This is a genomic window from Pyxidicoccus sp. MSG2 (assembly GCF_026626705.1).
Taxonomy (GTDB): domain Bacteria; phylum Myxococcota; class Myxococcia; order Myxococcales; family Myxococcaceae; genus Myxococcus.
This window is the reverse complement of sequence record NZ_JAPNKC010000001.1, coordinates 990,070-1,013,388: the sequence shown is the minus strand read 5'-3', so window position 1 is coordinate 1,013,388 and position 23,319 is coordinate 990,070. Positions and strand designations below refer to the sequence as shown.

Annotated in this window: 14 protein-coding genes; 8 read left to right on the top strand and 6 right to left on the bottom strand. The window is 69.2% G+C overall.

All coding sequences use genetic code 11. The annotated features are described in order from the left end of the window. Positions 1 to 14: 14 nt before the first annotated feature. Positions 15 to 1,835: a PTS fructose-like transporter subunit IIB gene (locus tag OV427_RS04235; RefSeq protein ID WP_267854822.1), complete on the top strand. Its 1,821-nt coding sequence runs from the start codon at positions 15 to 17 to the stop codon at positions 1,833 to 1,835. A 12-nt stretch (positions 1,836 to 1,847) separates the two neighbouring features. After that, positions 1,848 to 3,647: a DUF885 domain-containing protein gene (locus tag OV427_RS04230; protein WP_267854821.1), complete on the top strand. Its 1,800-nt coding sequence runs from the start codon at positions 1,848 to 1,850 to the stop codon at positions 3,645 to 3,647. A gap of 6 nt (positions 3,648 to 3,653) precedes the next feature. Here the strand turns inward: OV427_RS04230 and OV427_RS04225 are convergent, their stop codons facing one another. After that, complete coding sequence (locus OV427_RS04225) at positions 3,654 to 4,952, bottom strand: P1 family peptidase (RefSeq protein ID WP_267854820.1); 1,299 nt, start codon at positions 4,950 to 4,952, stop codon at positions 3,654 to 3,656. A gap of 138 nt (positions 4,953 to 5,090) precedes the next feature. Between OV427_RS04225 and OV427_RS04220 the strand changes: the two genes are divergently transcribed. From OV427_RS04220 to OV427_RS04210, 3 genes are all read left to right on the top strand, one after another. After that, a complete protein-coding gene (locus OV427_RS04220) occupies positions 5,091 to 5,891 on the top strand; it encodes a hypothetical protein (protein WP_267854819.1) in 801 nt (266 codons plus the stop codon). A 13-nt stretch (positions 5,892 to 5,904) separates the two neighbouring features. Continuing rightward, positions 5,905 to 7,242 carry a PKD domain-containing protein gene (locus tag OV427_RS04215; RefSeq protein ID WP_267854818.1) on the top strand — a complete coding sequence of 446 codons (1,338 nt, stop codon included), beginning with the start codon at positions 5,905 to 5,907 and terminating at the stop codon, positions 7,240 to 7,242. A 257-nt stretch (positions 7,243 to 7,499) separates the two neighbouring features. Beyond that, the gene (locus OV427_RS04210) at positions 7,500 to 10,619 is read left to right on the top strand and encodes an FG-GAP repeat domain-containing protein (RefSeq protein ID WP_267854817.1); all 3,120 of its coding nucleotides are present in this window, start codon (positions 7,500 to 7,502) and stop codon (positions 10,617 to 10,619) included. Positions 10,620 to 10,656: 37 nt separating this feature from the next. Here the strand turns inward: OV427_RS04210 and OV427_RS04205 are convergent, their stop codons facing one another. After that, positions 10,657 to 13,329 carry a putative Ig domain-containing protein gene (locus OV427_RS04205; RefSeq protein WP_267854816.1) on the bottom strand — a complete coding sequence of 891 codons (2,673 nt, stop codon included), beginning with the start codon at positions 13,327 to 13,329 and terminating at the stop codon, positions 10,657 to 10,659. A 209-nt stretch (positions 13,330 to 13,538) separates the two neighbouring features. Between OV427_RS04205 and OV427_RS04200 the strand changes: the two genes are divergently transcribed. Then, positions 13,539 to 14,843 carry a hypothetical protein gene (locus OV427_RS04200; RefSeq protein ID WP_267854815.1) on the top strand — a complete coding sequence of 435 codons (1,305 nt, stop codon included), beginning with the start codon at positions 13,539 to 13,541 and terminating at the stop codon, positions 14,841 to 14,843. A 96-nt stretch (positions 14,844 to 14,939) separates the two neighbouring features. Beyond that, complete coding sequence (locus tag OV427_RS04195; RefSeq protein WP_267854814.1) at positions 14,940 to 15,425, top strand: YciI family protein; 486 nt, start codon at positions 14,940 to 14,942, stop codon at positions 15,423 to 15,425. Positions 15,426 to 15,434: 9 nt separating this feature from the next. Here the strand turns inward: OV427_RS04195 and OV427_RS04190 are convergent, their stop codons facing one another. Both OV427_RS04190 and OV427_RS04185 read right to left on the bottom strand, forming a co-directional pair. Next, positions 15,435 to 15,851 carry a cupin domain-containing protein gene (locus tag OV427_RS04190; protein WP_267854813.1) on the bottom strand — a complete coding sequence of 139 codons (417 nt, stop codon included), beginning with the start codon at positions 15,849 to 15,851 and terminating at the stop codon, positions 15,435 to 15,437. Between the two features lie 109 nt (positions 15,852 to 15,960). Then, complete coding sequence (locus OV427_RS04185; RefSeq protein WP_267854812.1) at positions 15,961 to 16,293, bottom strand: hypothetical protein; 333 nt, start codon at positions 16,291 to 16,293, stop codon at positions 15,961 to 15,963. A gap of 305 nt (positions 16,294 to 16,598) precedes the next feature. Between OV427_RS04185 and OV427_RS04180 the strand changes: the two genes are divergently transcribed. Next, positions 16,599 to 17,795 carry an AI-2E family transporter gene (locus tag OV427_RS04180; RefSeq protein WP_267854811.1) on the top strand — a complete coding sequence of 399 codons (1,197 nt, stop codon included), beginning with the start codon at positions 16,599 to 16,601 and terminating at the stop codon, positions 17,793 to 17,795. A gap of 82 nt (positions 17,796 to 17,877) precedes the next feature. On the opposite strand, the gene OV427_RS04175 is transcribed toward OV427_RS04180, so the two are convergent. Together OV427_RS04175 and OV427_RS04170 are read right to left on the bottom strand one after the other, a co-directional pair. Further along, entirely contained in the window at positions 17,878 to 21,453 is a 3,576-nt protein-coding gene (locus OV427_RS04175) for an endopeptidase (protein WP_267854810.1), read from the bottom strand. A gap of 267 nt (positions 21,454 to 21,720) precedes the next feature. Further along, positions 21,721 to 23,217: an ArnT family glycosyltransferase gene (locus OV427_RS04170; RefSeq protein WP_267854809.1), complete on the bottom strand. Its 1,497-nt coding sequence runs from the start codon at positions 23,215 to 23,217 to the stop codon at positions 21,721 to 21,723. Between the last annotated feature and the right edge of the window lie 102 nt (positions 23,218 to 23,319).

The following is a 23,319-nucleotide window of genomic DNA, read 5'->3' as shown; positions in this document are numbered from 1 at the left end:
AGGAACGGACGACCATGGCGAAACTGGTAGCCATCACCGCCTGCCCGACGGGAATCGCCCACACGGTCATGGCGGCCGAGGCGCTGCGGCGGGTGGCGGCGCTCAAGGGGCACCACATCACCGTCGAGACGCAGGGCTCCGAGGGGGCCCGCACGCCGCTCGACGCGGCGGCCATCGCGGAGGCGGACGCGGTCATCGTCGCGGCCGACATCACCGTCGACGAGACGCGCTTCCAGGGCAAGCGCATCATCCGGACCTCGACGGCGCTGGCCATCCGGGAGACGGAGCACATCATCGACGAGGCGGTGGCCCGGTCGCCGGCCTCGGCCCTCTCCGTGGTGCCAGCGCCCCCGGCGCCGGTGACGCCGCCCGTCACGGTGGTGACGGCCACACACGCGGCCACGCCCACCGCTGGAGGCTCCGGCCGGTTGGTGGCCATCACCGCCTGTCCCACGGGCATCGCCCACACCTTCATGGCGGCCGAAGCGCTGACGCGCGCCGCGAAGGCGAAGGGCTACACCCTCAAGGTGGAGACGCAGGGCTCGGTGGGTGCGAAGAATCTCCTGACGCCGGAGGAAATCGCCGCGGCGGACGCGGTCATCATCGGCGCGGACACCCACGTCTCCACCGAGCGCTTCGCGGGCAAGCGGCTGTTGAAGACCTCGGTGGGTGAGGCGCTGAAGCAGGCGGACTCGGTGATTGAGCGGGCGCTGGCGCTGCCCGTGGTGGTGGCCGGCACTCCCGCCGCCGAGGCGCCCGCGCAGGCGGTGGCGCGCGCGAAGGCAGAGCCGGCGGGCCCCTACAAACACCTGCTGACGGGCGTGTCGTTCATGCTCCCGTTCGTCGTGGCGGGCGGGCTCGTCATGGCGCTGTCGTTCGTCTTCGGCATCGACGCCTTCAAGCAGGAGGGCACGCTGCCCGCGGCGCTGATGCAGATTGGCCAGGCGGCCTTCGCGCTGATGGTGCCGGCGCTGGCGGGCTACATCGCGTATTCCATCGCGGACCGGCCAGGGCTGGCGCCGGGCTTCATCGGTGGCATGCTGGCGAGCCGCATCGAAGCCGGCTTCCTGGGCGGCATCGCCGCGGGCTTCCTCGCGGGCTACGTGGCGCGGTGGTTCAGGGACCACATCCGCCTGCCGGCCAACCTCGAGGGGCTGAAGCCCGTCCTCATCCTCCCGCTGCTGTCGTCCCTGGTCGTCGGCCTGTTGATGGTCTACGTAATTGGCGCGCCGGTGGCAGCCATCATGCACGGGCTGACGGACTTCCTGACGGGGATGAGCGGCACCAACGCCATCCTGCTGGGGCTGCTGCTCGGGGGGATGATGGCGGTCGACACGGGCGGGCCCATCAACAAGGCGGCCTACGCCTTCGCGGTGGGGCTGCTGGGCTCCAGCACCTTCACGCCGATGGCGGCGGTGATGGCCGCGGGCATGACGCCGCCGCTCGGCCTGGCGCTGGCGACGGTGGTGGCCCGCAACCGCTTCACGCTCCAGGAGCGCGAGGCCGGCAAGGCCGCCGCGGTGCTGGGCCTGGCCTTCATCAGCGAGGGCGCCATCCCCTTCGCCGCCAAGGACCCGCTGCGCGTCATCCCCTCCATCGTCTTCGGCTCCGCGGTGACGGGGGCCCTGTCCATGTGGTTCGGATGCGGGCTGCGCGCGCCGCACGGCGGCGTGTTCGTGCTCGCCATCCCCAATGCGGTGCAGCCGGTGGGGCTCTACCTCGTGGCCATCGCGGTGGGTACGCTGGCCACCACGCTGGCGCTCGTCATCCTGAAGCGCCCGCTCCCGGAGGAGCCGGTGCTCCCTGCTCCCGAGGGCACGCCCTCCCTCCGCTAGAGAGGCGGTTCGATGTTCCGTGCAGTCCTGCTCGTTGTCATGGGGTCCATCGCGATGCTGCCTGTCACCGCCGAAGCCGAGAAGCGGGATGCCACCGCCACCACGCTGCACGCGCTCATCCAGCGCGAGTGGCAATACCAACTGGAGCACAACCCGACGTACGCGTCGGTGTCGGGAGACCGCCGGTGGAACGACCGCTGGGATGACCTGAGCCTGAAGGCCATCGAGGCGGACCACCAGCACAACCTCCAGGTCGTCGCGCAGGTGAAGAAGCTGGACCGCAAGAAGCTCTCCGCGACGGACCAGCTCAATTACGACCTGTTCCTCCGCGACCATGAGCTGTGGATCGAGGAGCACCGGTTCAAGACGTACCTGATGCCGTCGAACCACATGGGCGGCCTGCCCGAGGGAATCAAGCAGCCGCCGGGCGTCCAGACGGCCTACCAGCTCGCGGACATGCTGCGCTTCGACACGGTCCAGGACTACGAGGAGTGGGTGACGCGGCTGCAGCGCTTCGGCACCTACGTGGACCAGGTGATGGCGCTGATGCGCGAGGGCCTGCGCGAGGGGCGCGTCCACCCCGCGGTCGTCGTGAAGCGCATGCCGCCGCAGGTGGAGAAGCAGCTCGTGGACGCGCCCGAGAAGAGCGCCTTCCACAGCCCCTTCACGCGCTTCCCCGCCAGCATCCCCGCCGCAGAGCAGCAGCGACTGGCCGCCGCGGGCCGTGCCGCCATTGCCCAGGGCGTGCTGCCCGCCCTCAAGCGCTACCACCAGTTCCTCACGGAGGAGTACCTGCCGAAGGGCCTGGAGCAGGTGGGCATCTGGCAGCTCCCGGAGGGCGAGGCCCTGTATGCGCTGCTGGCCCGCAGATTCACCACGACGTCGCTGACGCCGGACGAAATCCACGCGCTGGGCCTGTCCGAGGTGAAGCGCATCCGCGCGGAGATGGAGGCGGTGAAGGCCAGGGCCGGCTTCCAGGGCTCGCTGGCGGACTTCTTCCACTTCCTTCGCACGGACCCGCGTTTCTACTACCGCACGGGGGACGAGCTGCTGATGCGCTACCGCAGCCTCTCCAAGCGTATCGACCCGCTGCTGGTGAAGCTGTTCAAGACGCTGCCGCGCCAGCCCTACGGCGTCGAGCCGACGCCCGAGGCCATGGCCCCGGATGCGACGACGGGCTTCTACTACCCCGGCGCGACGGACGGCTCGCGCGCGGGAACGTACCTCGTCAACCTGTACCGTCCGGAGACGCGGCCGCGCTGGGAGATGGTGCCCCTCACGCTGCACGAGGCGGTGCCCGGCCATCACCTCCAGACGACGCTGTCCGCCGAGCAGACCGGCATCCCCGACTTCCGTCGCTTCGGCTACTACGTCGCCTACGGCGAGGGCTGGGCGCTGTACTGCGAGACGCTGGGCGACGAGCTGGGCCTGTACGACGACCCGTACGACAAGTTCGGCCAGCTCGCGTACGACATGTGGCGCGCCGTCCGGCTCGTCGTGGACACCGGCATGCACGCAAAGCATTGGACGCGCCAGCAGGCCCTGGACTTCTTCCTGACGAACTCGCCGCGCCCGGAGCTGGACACCACCAACGAGATTGACCGCTACATCGCCTGGCCGGCGCAGGCGCTGGCGTACAAGGTCGGCCAGCTCAAGATTCGCGAGCTGCGCACGCGCGCCGAGAAGGAGCTGGGCCCCCGCTTCGACGTGCGCGAGTTCCATGACGTGGTGCTGCTCGACGGCTCGCTGCCGCTGGACGTGCTGGAGACGAAGGTCCAGGGGTGGGTGGCCGCGCGGAAGGCGGCGAAGTAGCGCCGCTCAGGGTTTGAGTCCGCCGGGAGCCGCCTTTCGGGGCGCCTGTCCCGGCGCGGAGGTCAGCCGCCCATACTTGCGCATGGCCTTCACGAGCCTGTCGTGGGGCAGGCCGAAGACGCGGATGCCCTCCGCGCCCGTCATCGTGTCCGCGGCGAGCATGGCATTGAGGATGGACTCCTGCGTGGCCTGCACCGTGGCCTCGAAGAGTGGGTTGATGAGCTCGTTGTCGAGCACCGACACGCTGGCGATGGGCGCGCCCCCGGGAGGCTTCACGTGCTGGGTGGAGAAGGCGAGGAAGATGTCGCCCGACGAGTTCTCCCCGAGGCCGCCCATCTTCGCGATGCCCAGGGGGACGCGACGTGCCAGCCGCGCGAGCTGGTGGGGCAACAGGGGCGCGTCCGTCGCGACGGCGACGATGATGGAGCCCGAGCCCTCCTTCATGGTGGGCTTCGTGACGCCCCCCGAGGCGGAGCAGGGCGGCACCTTCCCGAACATCTCATTGGCCGGCTTCTGGCTCCCTTCGTAGCAGGTGCGCAGGTCGGTGATTTCCTCGCCCACGGGCACGCCCTCCACGGAGAGGAGCCGGCGCGAGCCGTAGTTGCACTGCACCAGCACGCCCACCGTGTAGCCGCCTTCCGCGTCCGGCAGCTTGCGTGACGCCGTGCCGATGCCGCCCTTGAAGCCGTGGCAGACCATGCCCGTGCCTCCGCCCACCGAGCCCTCCGCGACGGGCCCTCCACGAGCGGTGTCCAACGCCTGCCAGGCGTGTGCGCCCTTCACGTGGAAGCCAGAGATGTCGTTCAGCGTGCCGTCCCAGGTCTCCGCGACCACGGGCAGGCCCAGCTCCCACGCGAGCCCGCGCTTCATGGCCCAGGCAATCACCGCGTCGCGCACCGCGCCCACGTCGTTGGTGTTGGTGAGCATCAGCGGGCCGGCGAGCTGGCCCGACTCGGTGAGCCAGTGGGTGCCCGTCATCTCTCCGTTGCCGTTGAGGGCGAACACGGCGGCGAAGACCTCCTCGGCCACGCCGTCGCGTCCCCGGGGCAGCACCGCCGTGACGCCGGTGCGTACCGGCCCCTTGCCTGGCTCCCCCGGGCCGTCGCCGGAGATAAGGGTGACGTGACCGACCTCCACGCCCGTCACGTCGGTGATGGCGTTGTGCGGCCCGGGTTGCCCGCCGAAGGTGATGCCCAGCTCCCTCGCGCGAGGTCTCGCGGAGACGGCCTGGGCCTCGCCCGTCCGGGGAGGCAACGTCAGACAGAACAGGACGCAGGGGAGCAGGTATCGCCAGGGAGCGCGCATGGCCACTTCCTACACCTCACGGTGGTGGGGAGATAGCCGACGCTCACGAACGATATGCGTCGCACCGGGGTGGAGCCGTGAGGCAGAGGAGGGCTAGCGTGCGCTCCTCCTCGACGTCTCCACCCCCGGGAGCGCTCCATGAACCGCGGTATCCGCACCGTCGTCATGTCGTTGGGTCTCACCCTGCTGCTGTCGTCATCCGTGGCCCGGGCCGATGGCCTGTCCACCATCCCCTACGGTGACAATTGCTGGGGCAGCGGCACGGACGCGGACCGGGACGGGCTCAACGACGACTGCGAGTACCAGCTCGCGCTGGCGTTCATGCCGAAGTTCTGGTTCGACACCGGTGAGAGCGGCTATGGCCGCCGGCCCTACTACGCGGTGAAGAGCGAGGCCTTCGCCACCCGCACGCTCCGCATCTTCTACCTGGACACCTTCTTCGAGGACACCGGCGTCACCACCGGCCATGACGGTGACCCCGAGTTCCAGCTCTTCGAGGTGCACTACTCCGGAGGCCGCTGGTACCTCGACTGGGTCTACCTGTCCGCGCACCGCAAGAGCGTGTGTGACTCGTCGGCCTGGTACTCGTATGACCAGCTCGAGTACGACACGAGCGACTCGCGCAATGCCTATCGCGGCTGGCCCACGCTCTACGTCGCCGAGGACAAGCATGCGACGTACAACAACCTGTCCACCTGTGACAGCGGCTGCTTCGCCCAGGACTACTGCAGCAAGTACGCGTCCCAGTTCCTCGACACGAGCAGCAAGCTCATCTCACGCAACGTGGGCTCCCTCGCGGTGCCGTTGATCAATCAGGTGGTCCTCAACGGCAAGACGGAGCGGCTGCTCGACGACGTCGAGTTCAAGGGCTGGGATGACCAGTGGTACCGGCCCAACTCCGAGGGCTATCGCCGGCACCTCGTCGACTTCGGCTTCTAGTCCGCGCGCTCCCATGTCCCCTGGCGTTCCTGAAGGTCGCCACGGCGGCGCCCGTGTCCGCAGCCGCCTGGTCCTCGTGGCGGGCGGCGCCCTGGTGGTCGTCGGCGTGGCGCTGACACTTCCGGAGGGCGGCGAGGCACCGCTGCGGCCCACCAGCCTTGGCACGGTGGTGGTGACGGCGTCGCGAGCCGTGGATGCGCCTGCCGCGCCCATGGCTCCGGTGCGGCCGGTGCCACCCGCTTCAGCGTCCATCCCCGAAGCGGCGACGGGGGAGGCCCTCTCCCTGGCCTTGAACGAGGAGCGGGTGGTCCTCACCTCCACCGCCCTCATCGAGGGCATCGACGCGGACCGCCCGTGGGTGTGCGCGGGCGAGCCGATGATGCTGTCCGCCCGCGTGGGCGGTCAGCCGGAGCCGGGCGCCGTCCAGCGCTGGGTGTGGCCGGGCGCCGAGACGGGCGCGGAGCTGCAACCCGGCTCGCGGCTCCAGTGGCGCGCTCCGAAGAGCGCGGGCCGGTACTTCGTGCGCTTCCAGGTGTGCAGGGACCTGGGAGGCCGGCGCGTCGGAGTGCTGGCCGAACAGGTGGTGGGCATCGACGTGCGCGAGTGCGGCGCGTCGAAGGAAGCGGAGTCATTGACGCTGGAGGTCAGCCAACAAGGGGCGGGTGACTTCGTCTTCCGGGCGGTGACCCCGGACGCGGCGCCGCTCACCGCGTATCAGTGGGACTTCGGTGACGGGGCCTCCACGGTGACTCAGGAGCCCACGGCGTCGCATGGCTATGCCACGCAGGCGTTGGGAGCGCAGGAGCTGCGCGCCTTCACGGTGCGGCTCTCCGCGCGTGACAGCGCAGGCGCGGCACGGACCGCCACCACCTTCGTGCAGGTCCGCGGGCAGCCGCCTCCGGACGCGCCGCCCCTGGCGACGCTGGAGTTCAACCGTGCGCGTGAGCCTGGCGGCGAGGAGGGCTGGCGGAGCGGGGTGACGGTCCGAGTGCCCGAGGGCGGCGACGTCACCTGGGAGCGCGTCGAGCGCCTCACCGTGAGCTGGGACGACCAGGTGGAGTCCAGCACGCGCCCCTGGCGCGAGGTCATCTCCGTGGAGGAGGACCTGGAGCGCGGCGGCTTCCGGGGACATGTCACGGTGCGCCCGTCGGACGTGCGGCCCGACGTCAAGCAGGTGCTGGACTTCCTCCACGGGCGCGACGCATCGGGCAGGGAGGTGGTGCTGTCGTGGGCCTCGTTCAAGAGCGCAACCGATTCGCGCAGCCCGACAGGCCCTGGCAGCGCAGCGCCCTCCGGACGGATGTTGCCGTTCAGTGAGGCAGGGGCTCCTCAGAAAAGCGTCAGCAAGTAGACGGGGGTGCAGGGATTCCATGCGTGCGGATGTAGTGCCTCTCCTTGCTGCGGTTGTATGTCGCAGCTTGTTTGCTGGGGGGGCCTGTGACTGTTCGAATGATCCTGTGCGCAATGCTGCTCGCGCTGGTCTGCTCTGGGTGTTGCTCCTTCAGGGAGGGGGCGTGTCACAAGCCTGAGGCCAGGGCGGGTGCACTCGTGAAATCGGCGGCCCCCGGGACGGCTGTCTCATTTGAGTCGCTCAAGAGCCTGCCCTTCATGGGAGGCAGCCTGCTCTTCGACCTGGAAAATCCAGTGCTGAGCCACCTGGCCCAGGGCGTGCGGATACCCATCCGGATAGCTCCGTTGAGCCGGGCCATGGTCCCTCATGACCGCCTTCCTCCCGAGCTTCGAAAGAAGGCCGATGCCTCTGGCGAAACCCTCTATGAGTACATCGACAACGCCAGCGCGGAGGTGTTCGGCTTCATCGAGGTTCGTTCCATTGACATGAAAGCTGTATCTCTCGGCGTGACGCTCTTCGACGCGCAAGGAGGCGTCAAAGCCGTGAGACAGGTCACGCTGCGCGCATCGGAACAGGCCGACCTCGACGGCGACGGAAAGAGTGACCTCGAATACGTGGACTCGATCAGCAGCGCGAGACCCACCTCTCAGAGCAAGATTTATCTGAGGTTCATCTCGTCCAGGGAATCCCTCAGCACCGCGATGTATTCATACGCGCCAGATCTGATTCCAGGGCTCAATCCGGCTGGCGGCAATCTTGGGTACAACGTGAATGGAAACGCCATCGTCAAGGTGGATTCCCGGGCAACACGGAGCACCAGCCTGTCGGGAGGGTTCTCCGTGGAGCCCGGCGACATCATCATGGACGTTGCGACCGCGAAGTACCGGAGGGTTGTGCCGCAGGGCATCCGCCCCGAGCTGCGGCGAGGGGCGGAGCTGCCCCTGGGGGCCCTGCTCTCGTCCGCCGAGGACGTCCCCTCCTACGCGGACGTCATGCCGGTCTTCTACATGAAGACGCCTTCTGCCGGCTCACCCGGTGGCGCGATACGGCGAGCCGGTGTGGCGGAGACTGGTGGAAGAGTCATGCAGGATGACGCCGCCTATCAGGCGAAGGTCAGAAGCTACGCTGATCTCCTCGCGACGTACCGGCTGAGCAAGAGGATGGACATTCCCACGAGCGTGCTCAAGGACTGCTCTTTTGATGGGGTCTGCATTGGCATGCTGGATCTGGCGGTCAGCACTGGCATTGACGCGGATGTCTCCATCACCTGGTCTCATGTGAGAGGGAGCGTGGGCTTCATGTTGATGCTGGATGGTTACCTCGGCGCGAATGCCACCAAGGGTGTCACCCTGACCGCCACGAAGTCGCTGTGGTCGACCTTCTGGGGGACCTCGTTCGTCATCGGGCCGCTCCTCGTCGACCTGGGGGTGCGCCCGGACATCGGTTACAAGGCGGGCTTCGCGCTGGCATCCGAGACGCGGGTCGGCGTGAAGTTCTGTGCGCTCTATGGCGCCACGGTGGCGCTGGACATTGGCTGGTCTGACCAGCGTGGGTCGACCACGTCGTTCCAGGACGCGTTCATCTACCCGGACTTTCGCATTGCCACGACGCTGGGAGTATCTGGATATGTCATGCCCTACATCGGGCTGGCTCCCGAGGTGGTGCTCGAAAAGGTGCTCTATGTGAAGATGCCGGTGACCGCATTCGCGGGTCCCTACTGGGACGCGACCTGGTCCACGCTCAAGCCGGATGCCATCGAGGTGAACAACGGTATCAAGCTCGGGTTCGATGTGAGCGTGGTGGCAGGAGCCAGGCTCGCTCTCAACGTCTGGGGCATCGACATCTACGAGTCTTGGTCGCCCGTGGACGCCACCCTTTTCCACTGGGAACTGCCGTTGTGGGAGCGGAGTTACACACTCATGCCCTCCCTTGTACCTGATGGAACGCCCGTCGCGAGCATCGCCTATCCCCTGGCAGACTGCCTGGCAGGCCAGATTCTCGGCGGCGATGGTCGATGTCTCACTCCCCCGTCTACAGGCCCGGAATATCAGTCGCGCGTGGGTGACTTCAGTGGGGATGGAAAGGCAGACATCGTCACCCTCAGCAAGAACGCATCCGGAGGATGGGCTGACTGGTATGCGGTGGACCTGTCGACTGGCTCGGGATTCGCCTCCGGGACCTGGACTTCGTGGACGCCCATCCACATGCGCAATGGTGGCCGCAACGCCGACTATCAGCCGCTCGTGGGAGACTTCAACGGAGACGGCAAGGACGACGTCGTCACCGTCAGCAAGAACGCGTCCGGAGGATGGGCCGACTGGTACGCGGTGGACCTGTCGAACGGCAGGGGGTTCACCTCTGGGACCTGGGCCTCGCGTACGCCCATCCACATGCGAAATGGTGGCCCCGGGGCCGACTATCGGGCGCTGGTGGGAGACTTCAACGGAGATGGCAAGGACGACGTCGTCACGGTCAGCAAGAACGGAAGTGGGGGATGGGCCGACTGGTATGCGGTGGACCTGTCGACTGGCTCGGGATTCATCTCCGAGACCTGGACCTCGTGGACGCCCATCCACATGAGGAATGGCGGCCGCAGTGCCGACTACCAACCGTTGGTGGGTGACTTCAACGGAGACGGCAAGGACGACATCGTCACGGTCAGCAAGAACGGCAGTGGGGGATGGGCCGACTGGTATGCAGTGGACCTGTCGACCGGCTCGGGATTCACCTCCGGGACTTGGACCTCGTGGACGCCCATCCACATGAGAAACGGTAGCGGCAGCGCCGACTATCAGCCGTTGGTAGGCGACTTCAATGGAGACGGTCGAGACGACGTCGTCACCCTCAGCAAGAACGCATTCGGGGGATGGGCCGATTGGTATGCGGTGGACCTGTCGACCGGCTCGGCGTTCAGTTCCGGGACCTGGGTTTCCTGGACGCCAATCCACATGCGGAATGGTGGAAGCAGCGCCGACTATCAGTCGCGCGTGGGCGACTTCAATGGAGACGGCAAAGCGGACATCGTGACCGGCAGCAAGAATGGAGGTGGAGGATGGGCTGACTGGTATGCGGTGGACCTGTCGACCGGCTCCGGGTTCACCTCTGGGATGTGGCCCTCGTGGACACCCATCCACATGCGGAACGGTGGAAGCGCCGCCGACTATCAGCCGTTGGTAGGCGACTTCGATGGAGATGGCAAAGCCGACATCGTGACCGGCAGCAAGAATGGAGGTGGGGGATGGGCCGACTGGTACGCGGTGGACCTGTCGACCGGCACCGGGCTCGCTTCTAGGATGTGGCCCTCGTGGACGCCCATCCACATGCGGAATGGTGGCGGCAAGGCCACCCCTCAGCCGCTGTCCTCTCGTTCCAGATGAGTGAGACAGGCGTCCCCGGCGGACGCCCTGCCGCCCGCTAGAACTCCGTCCCGTCCGCGTGCCGGCCGGGTGAGCTGCCGAGTCCGGAGGGCAGGGCGTTGTGCAGGACGAAGCCCGCCGCCGGGTCCCCATCCGGCGAGCGATTCACGGACACGTTCTGCGTGGCGGACGTGTAGTTGTACTGGTCCACCACGCCGCCGTCCGGCAGCCGGAGCCGCACGGAGTCGTTGCTGTTGCTCAGTCCAAGCGTGTTCTGGTTGCTGGAGGCCGCCGCCGCGTTCGTCAGGCCGGCCGGAATCCCTGCGTTGCCACCGAAGACGACATAGCCCTTGCCCGCGCCCAGCTTCATGCCCGTCGGGAAGACATGGCGCGCGGCCCCGTTGGTGGAGTCCCATACGCTCCAGCCGGAGATGTCGACGGGGAAGGGGCTCGCGTTGACGAGCTCCACGAACTCGTAGGCCTGGTTGAGCGAGCCGTTGACGGTGGGCTCGAAGGCGAGCACCTCGTTGATGAACACGCGCCCCGGGCCCTTGACGAGCGTCAGCGCCGCGTCGCTCGTGTCGGTGCGCGCCGGGTTGGACACGTCCACCACCCGCACGCGCACGGTGCTGGAGTCGAGGTCCGGCAGCGTCCACAGGTAGCTGCCCTGCGCCGCCGGCACGGACGCGGCGAGCACGCTCCACTGCGCGCCGTCGTCGGTGGAGGCCTCGACGCGCACCTCGCCCACGGACCACGACGTCCAGGTGATGGCGAGCACGCTGCCCGCCTGGTACGTGCCGCCCTGCGGCGCCTTGAGGCGGAGGAAGGGGCCCGTCTCCGCGCTGAATGCGTACGCGCTGGTGACGGGGCGGTGGTCGCTCAGTGTGTTCAGGTAGTCCGGCACCCAATTGTCCGCGTAGATGACCCGGGCCGAGCCGGACACGTAGCAGGAGGCCACCTCGTTGCTGGCCAGCGTGTGGTCGACCACGTTCTCGAAGCCGATGGAGGTGTCGTCCCCCGCGAGCGAAAGGGCCCGGGTGATGAACGTGTAGCGCTCCGGGTCCGAGACGAAGTCCTGGTACGGAGTGGGCAGCGGCGAGCCGGAGTTGGGGTCCAGGGTGATGGACTCGTCCACGTCGTCGTTCCAGTCCCCGAGCACGATGACGTGTTGCGTGGGCAGGTTCGTGTCCAGGTACTCCTTCAGCGCGGCGCTCGCGCGCTGGCGTGAGTCGCGGGGACCCGTGGGGTCGGCGCTCTCGGCACGCATGTGGACGACGATGACCGTGAGCGGCGTCTCCACGCCCTGGATTTCCGTCGTGAAGTCCACGCGCAGCGGTGGGCGGCTGCTGAAGTCGGGCAGGTGCGTGGCGTCGTTCAGGATGAGCTGTGAGCCCTGGAAGGTGAGGGCGCTGTCATAGAGCACGCCCAGCTTCTGGCTGCTGGTGCCGTAGGGAGACGTACCGCCGGAGACGAAGGCGGCGTTGTTGGACAGGAAGCCGCTGAAGCCGGGGAGCTGGGACTTGAGGACGTCGAAGTCGCTCGTGTCCACCATCTCCACCATGCCCCACACGTTGGCGCCCGCGTCGCGCATCACGTCGCGCGCGTAGGCAATCTGCAGGTCGTCCGACGTGCCACCGTCGGAAGTGGAGTGGTCGGGCCCGCGCGTGTTGTCGCCGAAGTAGGTGATGTTGAACTGGCCCACGGTGAACACCGGCGCGCCCGGGTCTCTCGCGACGAGCGAGAGCTCCCGCGCGTCCGTCTGTCCGTCCGCGTCCTGCACGGTGACGGTGAAGGTGGAGGTCCCCGCCGAGGTCGGCGTCCCGGAGAGGACGCCCGCGGTGGACAGGGTGAGCCCGGCGGGTAGCGCGCCGGCGGTGATGCTCCAGGTCAGGGGCGCACGGCCGGACGACGCGGTGAGCGTGAAGGTGTACGGCTCGCCGCGCGTGCCCTGGGGCAGCGCTCCGGTGGTGATGGCGAAGCGCTCGAGGACGGTGAACGTCACGGTGCGGGTGGCCGTCACGCCATTCGCGTCCGTGGCGGTGAGGTCGAAGGTGAAGGTGCCGGCCTGGCTGAGCGTGCCCTGGAGGACGCCGCTCGCCAGCGTCAGCCCTGGGGGCAGCGTGCCGGAGGTGAAGGTGTAGGGCGCCTTGCCACCAGTGACGGTGAGCGTCTGCGTGACGGTGTCGCCCACCTTGCGCGTCGGGGCGGGGACCTCGGCGAGGGCAGGAAGCTCATGGGTCGTGACGGAGAGTGCCGCCCGGACGGAGACTCCGGCCGCGTCGCGCACGCTGAGCGTGAAGGCGACTTCGCCAGATGTCCCCGGGGTGCCGGACAGCACGCCTTCGTCCGACAGGGACAGGCCCACGGGCAGCACGCCGCTGAAGCGCGACCACACATAGGGCGCCACGCCGCCGGACGCTGCCAGGGTGGCCTGGTACGCGCGGCCCACGTAGGCCTCCGGCAGGACCTCGGTGTTGATGGTCAGGGGCGTCTCGGTGCCAGCATCCGTGCCGGCGTCGGCGCCAGCATCCGTGCCGGCGTCAGTGCCAGCATCCGTGCCGGCGTCGGCGCCAGCATCCGTGCCGGCGTCAGTGCCAGCATCCGTGCCGCCGTCGGTGCCGGCATCCGTCGTGGCGCCGCTGTCCACCGGCCCGGGTGTGGGCTCGGGGTCGGAGCAGGCGGAAAGCAGGAGGAGGACGCACAGCGGCGCGAGGGCGCGGGGGAACGTCATGGGCTACTCCGGGCGAAGAACGAAGCTCGAGGGGGGCGTATACTTTAACGGGGTCGACTGGGGCACGCTCGACACCTTGCTGGCGTGAGGGCAACCCGATGGCATCCGGTACCTGTTTACAGATGGGCCGGTCCCATTGGCTCTCCGGGAGGGACAGGGGAGGATGCGCGCATGTCGGCTGTCCGTGACTTCCGCCGGGTGAGGCGCTGATGGTGGGTCCGGTCAGGGATGTCTACCGCGCACGGTTGGAAGGGCGCGCGGAGCTGTTGGAGGCCGCGCGGCCTCGCTACCGGGAGCTGCTGGATGTCCTGCGCGCGCCCCACTGGGAGGAGCGCGTGCGCGGCCGGTTGGAGCTGCTGCGCACGTCGGGCGCGGACCTGGAGCGCGTGGACGCGGCGCTCGCCATGGCGCTCCGCCGGGCTCGCGTGGAGGGCTGGCCCGAGAGCTCGCCCACCGTTCGCATGCTTCGCGAGGTCTCTGCCCTGCGCGAGACCCTCTTCCGCACCGCCGCCGAGCGACTCGGCGTAACGGGAGTGGAAGTCCCCCCTCTGGAGCGGCCCGCGTCAGGAGGTGCGAGCGCCTCTCCGAGCGAAGGTGGCGAGAACAGCCAGCAGCTCCACGTGGGTGGCGCCGGGCGACCAGACTTCGAGCGGAGCATCGCCACTTCGCCTGGGCGAAGCAGCGGCCTCGTTGGCTGGATGTGGGCCCTGGAAGAGCACGCGCGATGTGCACCGCGCGTGGTGCCTCCCGCGCGGCGCCAGGCCGTGGCCAGCGAGGTGCTTCCCGACGACCTGCCCCTCCTGCGGGACGTCTCCACCTTCGGCGCGCTGCTGAGAAGAATCCTCTCCGAGCCCTTCGACCCGGCCAGGCCGCTGCCGTTCCGGGAAGAAGACCTCCTGTCGCTGCGTCAGCGGTGGTCGGAAGGGGAGACTGCGCTCGCCACGTGCTGGGCGCGGCTCACGGGTGTGGACCGCTCGGGTGGCGTCGTCGGAGAGGTGCGCAAGCGCGCCGGACGAGAGCCACACCTCGCGCCGCACGACGGCTCCGAGCAGCTCGCGCAGGCGGAGTTCTGGTTCCAGACGGCCCGGGCCCGCCTGGACGGAATCCTCCGCGAGCGCCTGCCGTCCCTCCAGCCGACGCCCGCCGAGTGGCCGGAGGTGGTGTTCTGGCTCTGCGAACACGACCGCAATCCAGAGGCACCGCTGGAGGCGTCGGCCCGGTTGCGCGAGGCGCGTGCCGGACTCGTCGGACTGGCGCACGAGCTGTGGGAGCCGCTTCACGCCGAACATCCCGAAGCGCGGCGCTGGCCGGAGCGCCGATGGGAGCGCATGGTGGCGCATGCCCGCCGCGCGGAGCCCGAGGCCCGGAGTCCGGAAGCCGTCCGGGTGCGCGAGACGCTGCGCGCCTTCATTCTCTCTCGCTCCGTGGGGACGCAGCTCCTGCGCGGGTGGCGGGAGCACGGCTCGCTGGAGGCGTGGGTGCAACATGCGCGCGACCTCGCTCGCGAGGGATAGCCGCGTGAAGTTCCTGGCATGAAGCAGGTGCCGCTGGCGCTCGAACAGGAGGCGCCGGAGCCCGAGCCCGTCCGCGTCGCGTGCTAAGGAGGCGCGATGCGAACCGTGCTCTCCATTCCCGTCCTGCTCGCCCTCGCCACGGGCTGTGTCACCGCCTCGAAGAGCGGGGCCGCCCCGACCGCCGAGGCGCCTCGTGCCACCGCGGCACCGGAGAAGAAGTTCTCCATGCGCACCTACTACATGGCCTTCCTGCGCCGGGGGCCGGCGTGGACGAAGGAGCGCACGCCCGAGGCCGTCGAGGCGAGCAAGGGGCACATGGCCAACATCGAGCGGCTGGCGAAGTGCGGGAAGCTGGTCATCGCCGGCCCCTTCGATGTGCCGGCCGACGCGCCGCCGGATGCACTGGCCGGCATCTTCATCTTCGACGTCGCCACCCGCGAGGAGGCCCTGGCGCTCTCGCAGCAGGACCCGGCCGTGAAGGCCGGCCGCTTCGCCATCGAGGTGCTGCCCTGGTACGGCCCCACCGGCCTCACCTACGAAGGCCACATCCCGGCCGAGCCCGGCGCGTCCTGCACGCCGTAGCGGCCCCGCTCAGTGGATGCCGGGGGCCACTTCCTCGGTGTCCGCGTACTTCGTGCCCGCTTCCTCGCGCCGCGCGTACTGGGACATGCCCTCGAAGTCCACCATGACGCAGGGCTCGTTGCCGACGACCCAGGCGTCATGCCCGGGCGGGATGATGGCGATGTCCCCGGGCCCCAGCTCCGCCTGCGTGCCGTCATCCATGGCGACGACCATGCGGCCGGAGATGACGTAGCCCGCGTGGGAGGCCTGGCAGCTCTCCGTGCCCGCGATGGGCTTCACGTCCTGGGACCACTTCCACCCCGGCTCGAAGACGCCCCGCCCGACGATGCTTCCACCCCCGAGGTCGAAGGCGTCCACATGGCCGTGCGCCACGAAGGGGCGACGCTCGTCCGGTGTCCCGGAGTGTTTGATGGTGAGCTCACTCATGACGCATACCTCCGCGTCCCGTGGTGGCGGCACTCCTCGCGCCACCGCCCACGCGGCGCCCCTGTGTTGTCTCCTTGAAGCTAGGGGCGCGCCCGGACTCCGGCAGCACTCAGGCGAGGAACTCCAGGTGCATGGACAGGCCGGCGTCGAACTCCGGGGCCTGACGGAGCTGCTCCAACACCACCTGGGTACAGTGCAACGTCACCTGCGGCAGGGTGCCCGGCTCGCTGATCCACCGCACCGCGCTCATCAGGTGGCGCGCTTGAAGGAAGCCCAGCACCGCGTCGCGGAAGCGCCGGCCCTCTTCACACCCGGCGGCGTGCAGGCGAGCACGGTCGGGAGCAGGCGAGGAAGCAGCCGCCCGTGTTCCCCGCCCGCGCCGCGACAGCGAGCGTGACGCTCGGGGACTCTCCCGGGGCATGACGATGGCTTCGATCCACATCGCGTCATCCTCCGCGCGGCAGCCGCTACAACCGGCATAGAAGATTATCGGACAGGGCGCGTCCCGGTTTCTTGGAGTTTTCGTCGCACTGGAGGGTGGGGTCGATGGGCCCCGATGGCAGGGGTGGGCCTTGGGGCCCCTGGTCGCCGCCCCGGAAGGTCGGCTGACGACTCAGCGCCTGCTCGCCTGCCTGCTGTCTCTCAAGGGCGTGGAACGCCGGGAGTCCCGGGCACTTGCGGGAGGCGCACACGAGCGCCCCCGTGGGGCGCCTGCCGTACGGGCCACCACTTCCTACCTTGAGGGGCATGAAGTCCTCACGTCGGCAGCTCCCGGTCTATGTGCCTCCGCGCACGGTGTGGGCCGTGGGGCTTCAGGTCCTGCTGCTTGTCTTGTGTTGGGTGGTCATCCGTCAGCTCTACCCCGTGCTCACGCTGCTGGCCGTCGTGCTGCTGCTTTCCATTGCCCTGGACCCGCTGGTGCGGCGCCTGGAGCGCTGGGGGTTGAAGCGCGGGCTGGGCGTGGCCGTGGTGGCGCTGATGCTGCTCGGGTTGATGGGCGTGCTGGTGGGCACGCTGGTGCCCAAGCTGGTGCAGCAGCTCCAGTCCTTTGTGCAGACCATGCCCGAGCGCCTCCAGCAGTTGTCGCAGGCCGACTGGGTGCAGGAGCTGGGGAGGAAGTACGGCGTGCAGGTGAAGGCGGAGGACCTGGTCCACTTCGAGCCCGCGGACCTGGCGGGCCGGGCCATCGACGTCCTCTCCTCCACGCTGGGGCTGGTGGCGGCGGGCATCACCGTGGTGGCGCTCACCGTCTTCGGCCTGCTGTTCGGCGCGGACCTCTACGAGAGCATCCTCCAGTGGGTGTCCCCGCGCCGCCGTCCGCACGTGCGGCAGTTGGTGGGGAGGATGCGCGAGGCGGTGGGCAACTACCTCGCGGGCACGCTGCTGGTGATGACCATTGGCGGCACGGTGGCCGCCACCGTGGCCCTCATCCAGGGCGTGCCGTACTTCCTCGCGCTGGGGCTGGTGGTGATGATGCTGGGAGTCATCCCCTTCCTCGGCAGCGTCATCAGCGCGGTGCTGGTGGGGCTCATCACGTTCGCCACGGTGGGGCTGAAGCAGGCCCTCATCGCGCTGGCGGTGTTCATGGTGTACCAGCAGCTCGAGTCCAACGTGCTCGGGCCCGTCATCCAGCGGCGGGCCATCAAGATGAACCCGCTGCTCATCTCCATCGTCGCGCTCTGCGGCGGCGCGCTGTCCGGCCTGGCCGGCGTGGTGCTCGCCGTGCCGCTGGCCGCGGCCGCGCAGGTGCTCGTGCAGGAGATTCTCAGGGACCGCCACGACCGCTGGAAGCAGGCGCACCGGCGCGAGCTGGCGCAGCACGAGCCGGGCCGTGGCGCGCTGGAGGAGGGGCTCCTGTTCGGAGGCCCCATGGAGGAAGCGCGGCGGCCCCCGCCGCACGAGCCGGGGCACGCCGCTCCTCCGGACTCGCACGGCCGCCACTGAGCCGCGAGCGTCGGGAAAAGCAAAGGGCCCCCGGAGCACTTCCCGGGGGCCCTTCACTCATTCAGTCAGCAAAGAAGCGACTTCAGCGGTCCGCCGGAGCCGCGCGGCCCTGCGTGGTGCTCTTCTTGCCCGACGGGCCGGCCGCCACCGTCGTGCCGACGCCGAACACCAGGTCGTCACGGTCGTTGTAGCTGCCGCTGACGCAGGCGCTGGAGGCGGTGCCGCCGTAGCGGAACTGTGCGCGGATGGCGTGCGTGCCCGCCGTCGTGCCCAGGTTGAACGTGTGCGTGAAGACGCGCGCCACGCCGCCCGCGGTGCAGGCCTGGTTGGTGGTCAGCGCCGTCCAGGCCGGAGTCCCGGCGTTGGTCGTGTAGTACAGGTCCAACGCGTCCGTGGTGCCCCAGCACCAGGCCGTCACTTCCACCGTCACCTGCTTGCCGACGGCGAACGCGCCCTGGTCCACCGTCTTGATGACCACCCGGTCGATGCTCTCGTCGGAGTGGTACGTGCCGGTGCTGCCGTCCGCGCACGAGTCGGCGATGGTGTTGGGCTGGTTGGGCTCGGCGCCGCCGGACAGCGTGCCGCGGCCGTTGACCAGCGCGGTGCCCGTGTCGCAGCCGCACACCGTGCCGCAGGTCGGAGCCTGGCGGGTGGTGTCGAAGGCGGCGGCGACCGGCGTGCACACGGTGGTGGTGGTGAAGCTGCTCGTGGCGCTGTAGGCGCTCGTGCCGCAGCTGTCCCCCGCGCGGGCCCGCCAGTAGTACACGGTGGCGCTGGAGAGGGCCGGCGTCACCGTCCAGTTGCTGGACGACAGCGCGGTGTTGGAGCGCACCACGTTGGTGAACGCGGAGTCGGTGGCGACCTGCACCTCATAGCGGGAGGCGCCCGTCACGTCGCTCCAGTCGAGCGCCGCGGAGGTGGCGACGCCCGTGGCCCCGGAGGCCGGGCTGACCAGCGTGGGCGTGGCCAGGGCGACGCAGCCGCGCGTGGTGAACGAGAACGTCGAGGACCAGGCCCCGACGCCGCCGCACGAGTTCTTCGCGCGGGCGCGCCAGTAGTACGTGGTGGTGGTGTTGAGCGCCGGCGACACCGTCCAGGTGCTCGTCGCCAGCGTGGTGGCGGTGGCCACGACGTTGGTGAAGGCGGAGTCGGTGGCGACCTGCACCTCGTAGTTGGCGGCACCCGACACGTCCGCCCAGTCGAGGACGGCGAGGGGCTCGACGCCGGTGGCGCCGTTGGCGGGCGTGGACAGCGTGGCGGCGCCCGGCGCGGTGCAGGCCGGCGTGGCGCAGCTGCACGTGCTGGCGCTGCCATAGCACGCGTTGGAGGAGGCCGGGACGATGGAGTAGCAGTACTGCCGGCCGTTGGCGACCTCACCGTCGACGTAGCTGGTGCCGGTGACGGTGGCGATCTTCGCCTTGCCGAAGTCACAGCCGGCGAAGCCCTCCGTCTTCATCACCCAGTACTCGGAGGCGCCCGCGGACGCCGTCCAGTTGAGGGACACCTGGCCGTCGCCCGCCGTGGCGGTGTGCGTGGGGGCGGCGGTGGGGCCGGCGGCGCAGCCGCCGTTGGTCCGGGCAGGCGTGCTGCAGGCGATGTTGTGGCGGTTGTACGCGGCGTAGATGGCCGTCATGTGCGGCGTGCCGTCGGCCAGGTTGCCGTTGTCGTCGTCCGCGGCCAGCCACTGCATGTAGCCGTTGGTGGCGCCGCAGCCGTCGGAGGTGCCGGCGGTGCAGTTGCAGCCGTGCCACGTGCCGATGTTGCCGCTGCCCTGGTAGAAGATCTTGTTCGCGGTGATGAACGCCGTGTTGGAGTCCATGTTGAAGGGCGCCGCCGTCAAATCACGCGTGACGAGGTCCCAGGCGGCCTGGCGCGCGGGAGACGCGGCGCAGTGCACCTGACGGCCGCAGGGGCCGGTGCTGGAGCTGCACATGGGGCACACGAAGTTCTGCGGCGTGGCCGGGACGTTGTTCACGCTGGCCGCCCAGTCCGCGTCGCGCACACCGGAACACTTGGTGTTGCACCACGACTGGCCGGAAACTTGGGACTCCTGCTGGTTGTAGCCGGAGCCGTCCGGCGTCTGGCCGCAGCCGCGGTCGCTGGTCTGGAAGAAGCCGTAGCCCACGCAGGAGGTCTGCAGGCGGTAGATGGCCGCGATGTCCGCGTAGCCCTCGGAGGAGTTGGACAGGGTGCCGTTGGCATCGAAGTTGTCCATGCCGTGGCCCCACTCGTGGTCGAACACGGCGCCAATCTCGCCCGTGTTCCGGCAGCCACCGCCGCTGCGGTAGAAGTTGACCGTCGAGCCGTTCCAGAAGGCGTTGCAGGTGCTGGCGATGTTGACGTTGGAGACCAGCTGGCCCTGGAGCCAGGTGTTGGCGGGGAGCCAGCCACGGGCCTGCTCCTTCAGCTTGCCCAGCTCGTAGAAGCTGGAGCGCGACGCGGCCGTGTTGCCCGCGGAGGTGCCGGCGGGCACGGTGCAGTCGTGGTCGTTGTTCACGCCGCCCAGGTTGAGGTTGCCCGTGCTGGTGCTGACGCTCACCGCGCCGCAGCTGTCGGCCACGCGGACGTACTTGCCGGCCAGCGTGGTGGTGGTGGTGCCGGAGCTGTAGTTGTAGATGCCCGCGCCGTCCGTGAAGTTGTTGGGCGAGGCCAGGCCCGTGTTGGCCCAGGGCATGGGCGTGTTCGGCTGCAGGGTGCCGCACACGGTGTTGTTGGCGCAGGTGCCGATGTTGGTGGAGGGGTAGACTCCGCCGGTGTACTGCGCGTCGAAGTAGTGGTTGTCGTCCTCGATGGCGATGACCTCACCGGTGAGCGCGTCCACCGTCACCTTCCAGCGCTGCTGGGCGTTGGGGTCCTGGAAGCCATAGGCGTAGACGAGCTGGTGCTCGTAGCCGGTGCCGACGGCGCCGCTGAAGGACTCACCCTGGCGGGCGACGGGGGCCACCTCGAGCGTGGGCTGCTGCCACAGGTCCTGCACGGCGGGAGCGAAGCCGACGAAGCTGGCGCCAGCGGACAGCGCGTCCGCGGGGCCGAAGGCCGCCTTCGTGTCGATGCCGACGTTGGCCCAGGCCTCGGTGCCCAGGAGGATGAGGTTGCCGTGGCTGATGGTGGCGGCCACGCGGCCGTGGCGCACGGCGATGCCGTTCACCTGCTGGGGAATGTGCACCTGCCACAGGTGCTCGCTGACCTGCGTCACCTTGGGCTGACCCAGCTGCATCAGGTCGATGTTGAGCGCGGCCTGGTTGTCCGCGATGAACTTGAGGACCAGGTCCTCGACGACGCTGGCGTCCACGTCCGCGACCGAGCGGCCAATGGACTCGCGCACGCCGTCCAGCGTCACCTTGTTGTTGAAGCCGTTACCCGGGATGAGCGGGATGGAGCCCTGCACGGCCGTGGGAGAGCCGGTGCGCGGGTCGATGTAGATGTTGAAGTCCTTCCCGTTCTTCGCGAAGAACGCGTCCCACGCGTCCTCCGTGGTCGCGCTCATGTTGCGGCGCGCCGTGTCCAACGGGACGTTCTGGATGGGCAGGTACAACTCGGGCTTGAAGAAGGCCTTGCTCGCGACAGCGCTCTGCCCGTTCTGCGGGGGCTGGAGCGCCCAGCTCGCTGCTCCCAGGAGCAGGACGAGACATGCTGCTGACACCTTGGTGTGGCGCATGCGTTTCTCCTCTGCGGGGTCTGTGGGGGATACCGACCCGGGCAGGCTCCACGGACGGAGCCCGGAGAACGCCTTAGCGGCCCTGAAACAAAAACTGAATCCGGGGAATTCCCAGGCATGCGGACAAAAGCCGCAGGCCAAGGAAATCAAGGGGTAGGAGTGTTAACTGACGGACAATTCCGCAGACGGATTGTGAAAATGACCCTGCCCTGGAGCATGAATCGGTATTGTATGGATGGATTTTTATTGACGGACTGATTCTTGCCGCTAGCGCGGCCAGATGCGCACCCAGTCGTCCTGGATGAGCTTGCCGCTCGCGCTATCGGTGCTTCCGCTGGCCATGAAGCCGCGCGGCGCGCCGAGCGTGAGGGCAAAGGCCTCCACCCACAGCAGCAGCAGCGCGGCGGCGGCGAAGGCGGGCAGTCGCGGGGCCAGCGCCGGCCTGCGTGAGGCGAGGGCGACGAGCGGGAGGAGGATCAGTGGGAGGAGCGCGGGGAAGATGGCGAGCAGGCCGCGCGTGTAGCCGAAGAAGGCGAGGGTGATGAGGGCGCGGTGCAGCACCACCGCGGTGAAGAGGGCGTACGTGCGCCACGGCGGCAGGAGCGACAGGGCGGCGCCCGCGAGGAGCAGCAGGAGCAGCGGCCACTTCAGCCACGCGCCCTCGGGGACGAAGAGGTCCACGGGCGCGCGGTTGCCGCTCAGCCCCGAGGGCAGGTTGGACGCGCCGAATCCCAGGCCCAGGCCGTCCAGCCACCTGTCCAGCTTGGCCACGCACAGGCGGGCCGCGTCGGCGGGGTGCTCGCGCATCCACGCCAGCCCTTGCGCGTAGCCGTGCAGCAGCAGGTGGCGCTGCGCGGGGTTGGCCACGTCCAGGTTGCCGTCCTGGCCGAGCCGGTTGACGGAGTCCGGCGTGAAGCCGCCCGAGGCCCCGGCGTGGTTGGCCATGGCGAAGTTGATGGGGCCGTAGACGGTGACGGGGGCCAGCTCCGGCAGTGGCTCCAGCTCCGGCGTGCGCGCGTTGATTTCCGCCAGCACGCGCGCGTTGTGGACGGCCCACGGCGCCAGGACGAGCGCGCTGACGAGCACCGCCGCGCCCCAGCGCACCGCCAGCGCGGGCAGCGGCGTCTTCCCCCGGTACAGCCACGCCCACGCGAGCAGGAAGGGCCAGAGGTAGAGGTGCTCGGCGCGGGTGAGCGAGCCCAGCCCCATGACGGTGCCCAGCAGCACGGCGCCGCCCCACGACGGCCCGGCGCGGTGCTTCAGCATCAGCGCGCAGGTGGCGGACAGGAAGAGGGCGTAGAGCACCTCGTTGCTGTACGTGGTGGAGAGCACCAGCCAGCCGAAGCTGGACGCGAAGAGGGCCGCGCCGAGGAGGCTCCAGCCGGTGCCGAGCACCCGGCGCCACCACGCCCACGTGAGGGCCACCGTGGCCGAGTTCAGCACCGCGAGCACGAGCTTGTACGGGTAGGCGCTGCCCTGCGGCTCGCCCATGAGGCGGTAGAGCAGCCCCAGGCACCAGGGGAACAGGGGCGGGTGGTAGGGCAGGGTGGCCTGCGAGGGCTTCTCCCGTGCCCAGTCCACCGCGTACGAGTGGAAGAAGCGCGAGTCGCCGTAGAAGAAGATGGAGAAGGGCCAGGTCCGGTCCGGCGAGGCCTGGAGGTAGAGCCAGCGCAACAGCAGGCTCAGGCCGAACGTCGCCGCGACACCCAGTGCCACCGGGTGCCGCGTCCACAGCTGCCGCGCGCTGTTGAAGTGCCGGTGCATGCCACCCCCAGGTCCGGAGGCCTACTCTAGCAGGCTGTTGAGAAAGTCCCTGGGCGGGGGATCGACACCCCGGCCCTGCTCATGAGAGGAGACGCGCATCGG

Excerpts from the sequence above, each read along its gene's own strand:
- OV427_RS04235 (WP_267854822.1), top strand. The coding sequence starts at position 15 with ATGGCGAAACTGGTAGCCATCACCGCCTGCCCGACGGGAATCGCCCAC.
- OV427_RS04230 (WP_267854821.1), top strand. The coding sequence starts at position 1,848 with ATGTTCCGTGCAGTCCTGCTCGTTGTCATGGGGTCCATCGCGATGCTG.
- OV427_RS04225 (WP_267854820.1), bottom strand. The coding sequence starts at position 4,952 with ATGCGCGCTCCCTGGCGATACCTGCTCCCCTGCGTCCTGTTCTGTCTG.
- OV427_RS04220 (WP_267854819.1), top strand. The coding sequence starts at position 5,091 with ATGAACCGCGGTATCCGCACCGTCGTCATGTCGTTGGGTCTCACCCTG.
- OV427_RS04215 (WP_267854818.1), top strand. The coding sequence starts at position 5,905 with ATGTCCCCTGGCGTTCCTGAAGGTCGCCACGGCGGCGCCCGTGTCCGC.
- OV427_RS04210 (WP_267854817.1), top strand. The coding sequence starts at position 7,500 with ATGGGAGGCAGCCTGCTCTTCGACCTGGAAAATCCAGTGCTGAGCCAC.
- OV427_RS04205 (WP_267854816.1), bottom strand. The coding sequence starts at position 13,329 with ATGACGTTCCCCCGCGCCCTCGCGCCGCTGTGCGTCCTCCTCCTGCTT.
- OV427_RS04200 (WP_267854815.1), top strand. The coding sequence starts at position 13,539 with ATGGTGGGTCCGGTCAGGGATGTCTACCGCGCACGGTTGGAAGGGCGC.
- OV427_RS04195 (WP_267854814.1), top strand. The coding sequence starts at position 14,940 with ATGCGAACCGTGCTCTCCATTCCCGTCCTGCTCGCCCTCGCCACGGGC.
- OV427_RS04190 (WP_267854813.1), bottom strand. The coding sequence starts at position 15,851 with ATGAGTGAGCTCACCATCAAACACTCCGGGACACCGGACGAGCGTCGC.
- OV427_RS04185 (WP_267854812.1), bottom strand. The coding sequence starts at position 16,293 with ATGTGGATCGAAGCCATCGTCATGCCCCGGGAGAGTCCCCGAGCGTCA.
- OV427_RS04180 (WP_267854811.1), top strand. The coding sequence starts at position 16,599 with ATGAAGTCCTCACGTCGGCAGCTCCCGGTCTATGTGCCTCCGCGCACG.
- OV427_RS04175 (WP_267854810.1), bottom strand. The coding sequence starts at position 21,453 with ATGCGCCACACCAAGGTGTCAGCAGCATGTCTCGTCCTGCTCCTGGGA.
- OV427_RS04170 (WP_267854809.1), bottom strand. The coding sequence starts at position 23,217 with ATGCACCGGCACTTCAACAGCGCGCGGCAGCTGTGGACGCGGCACCCG.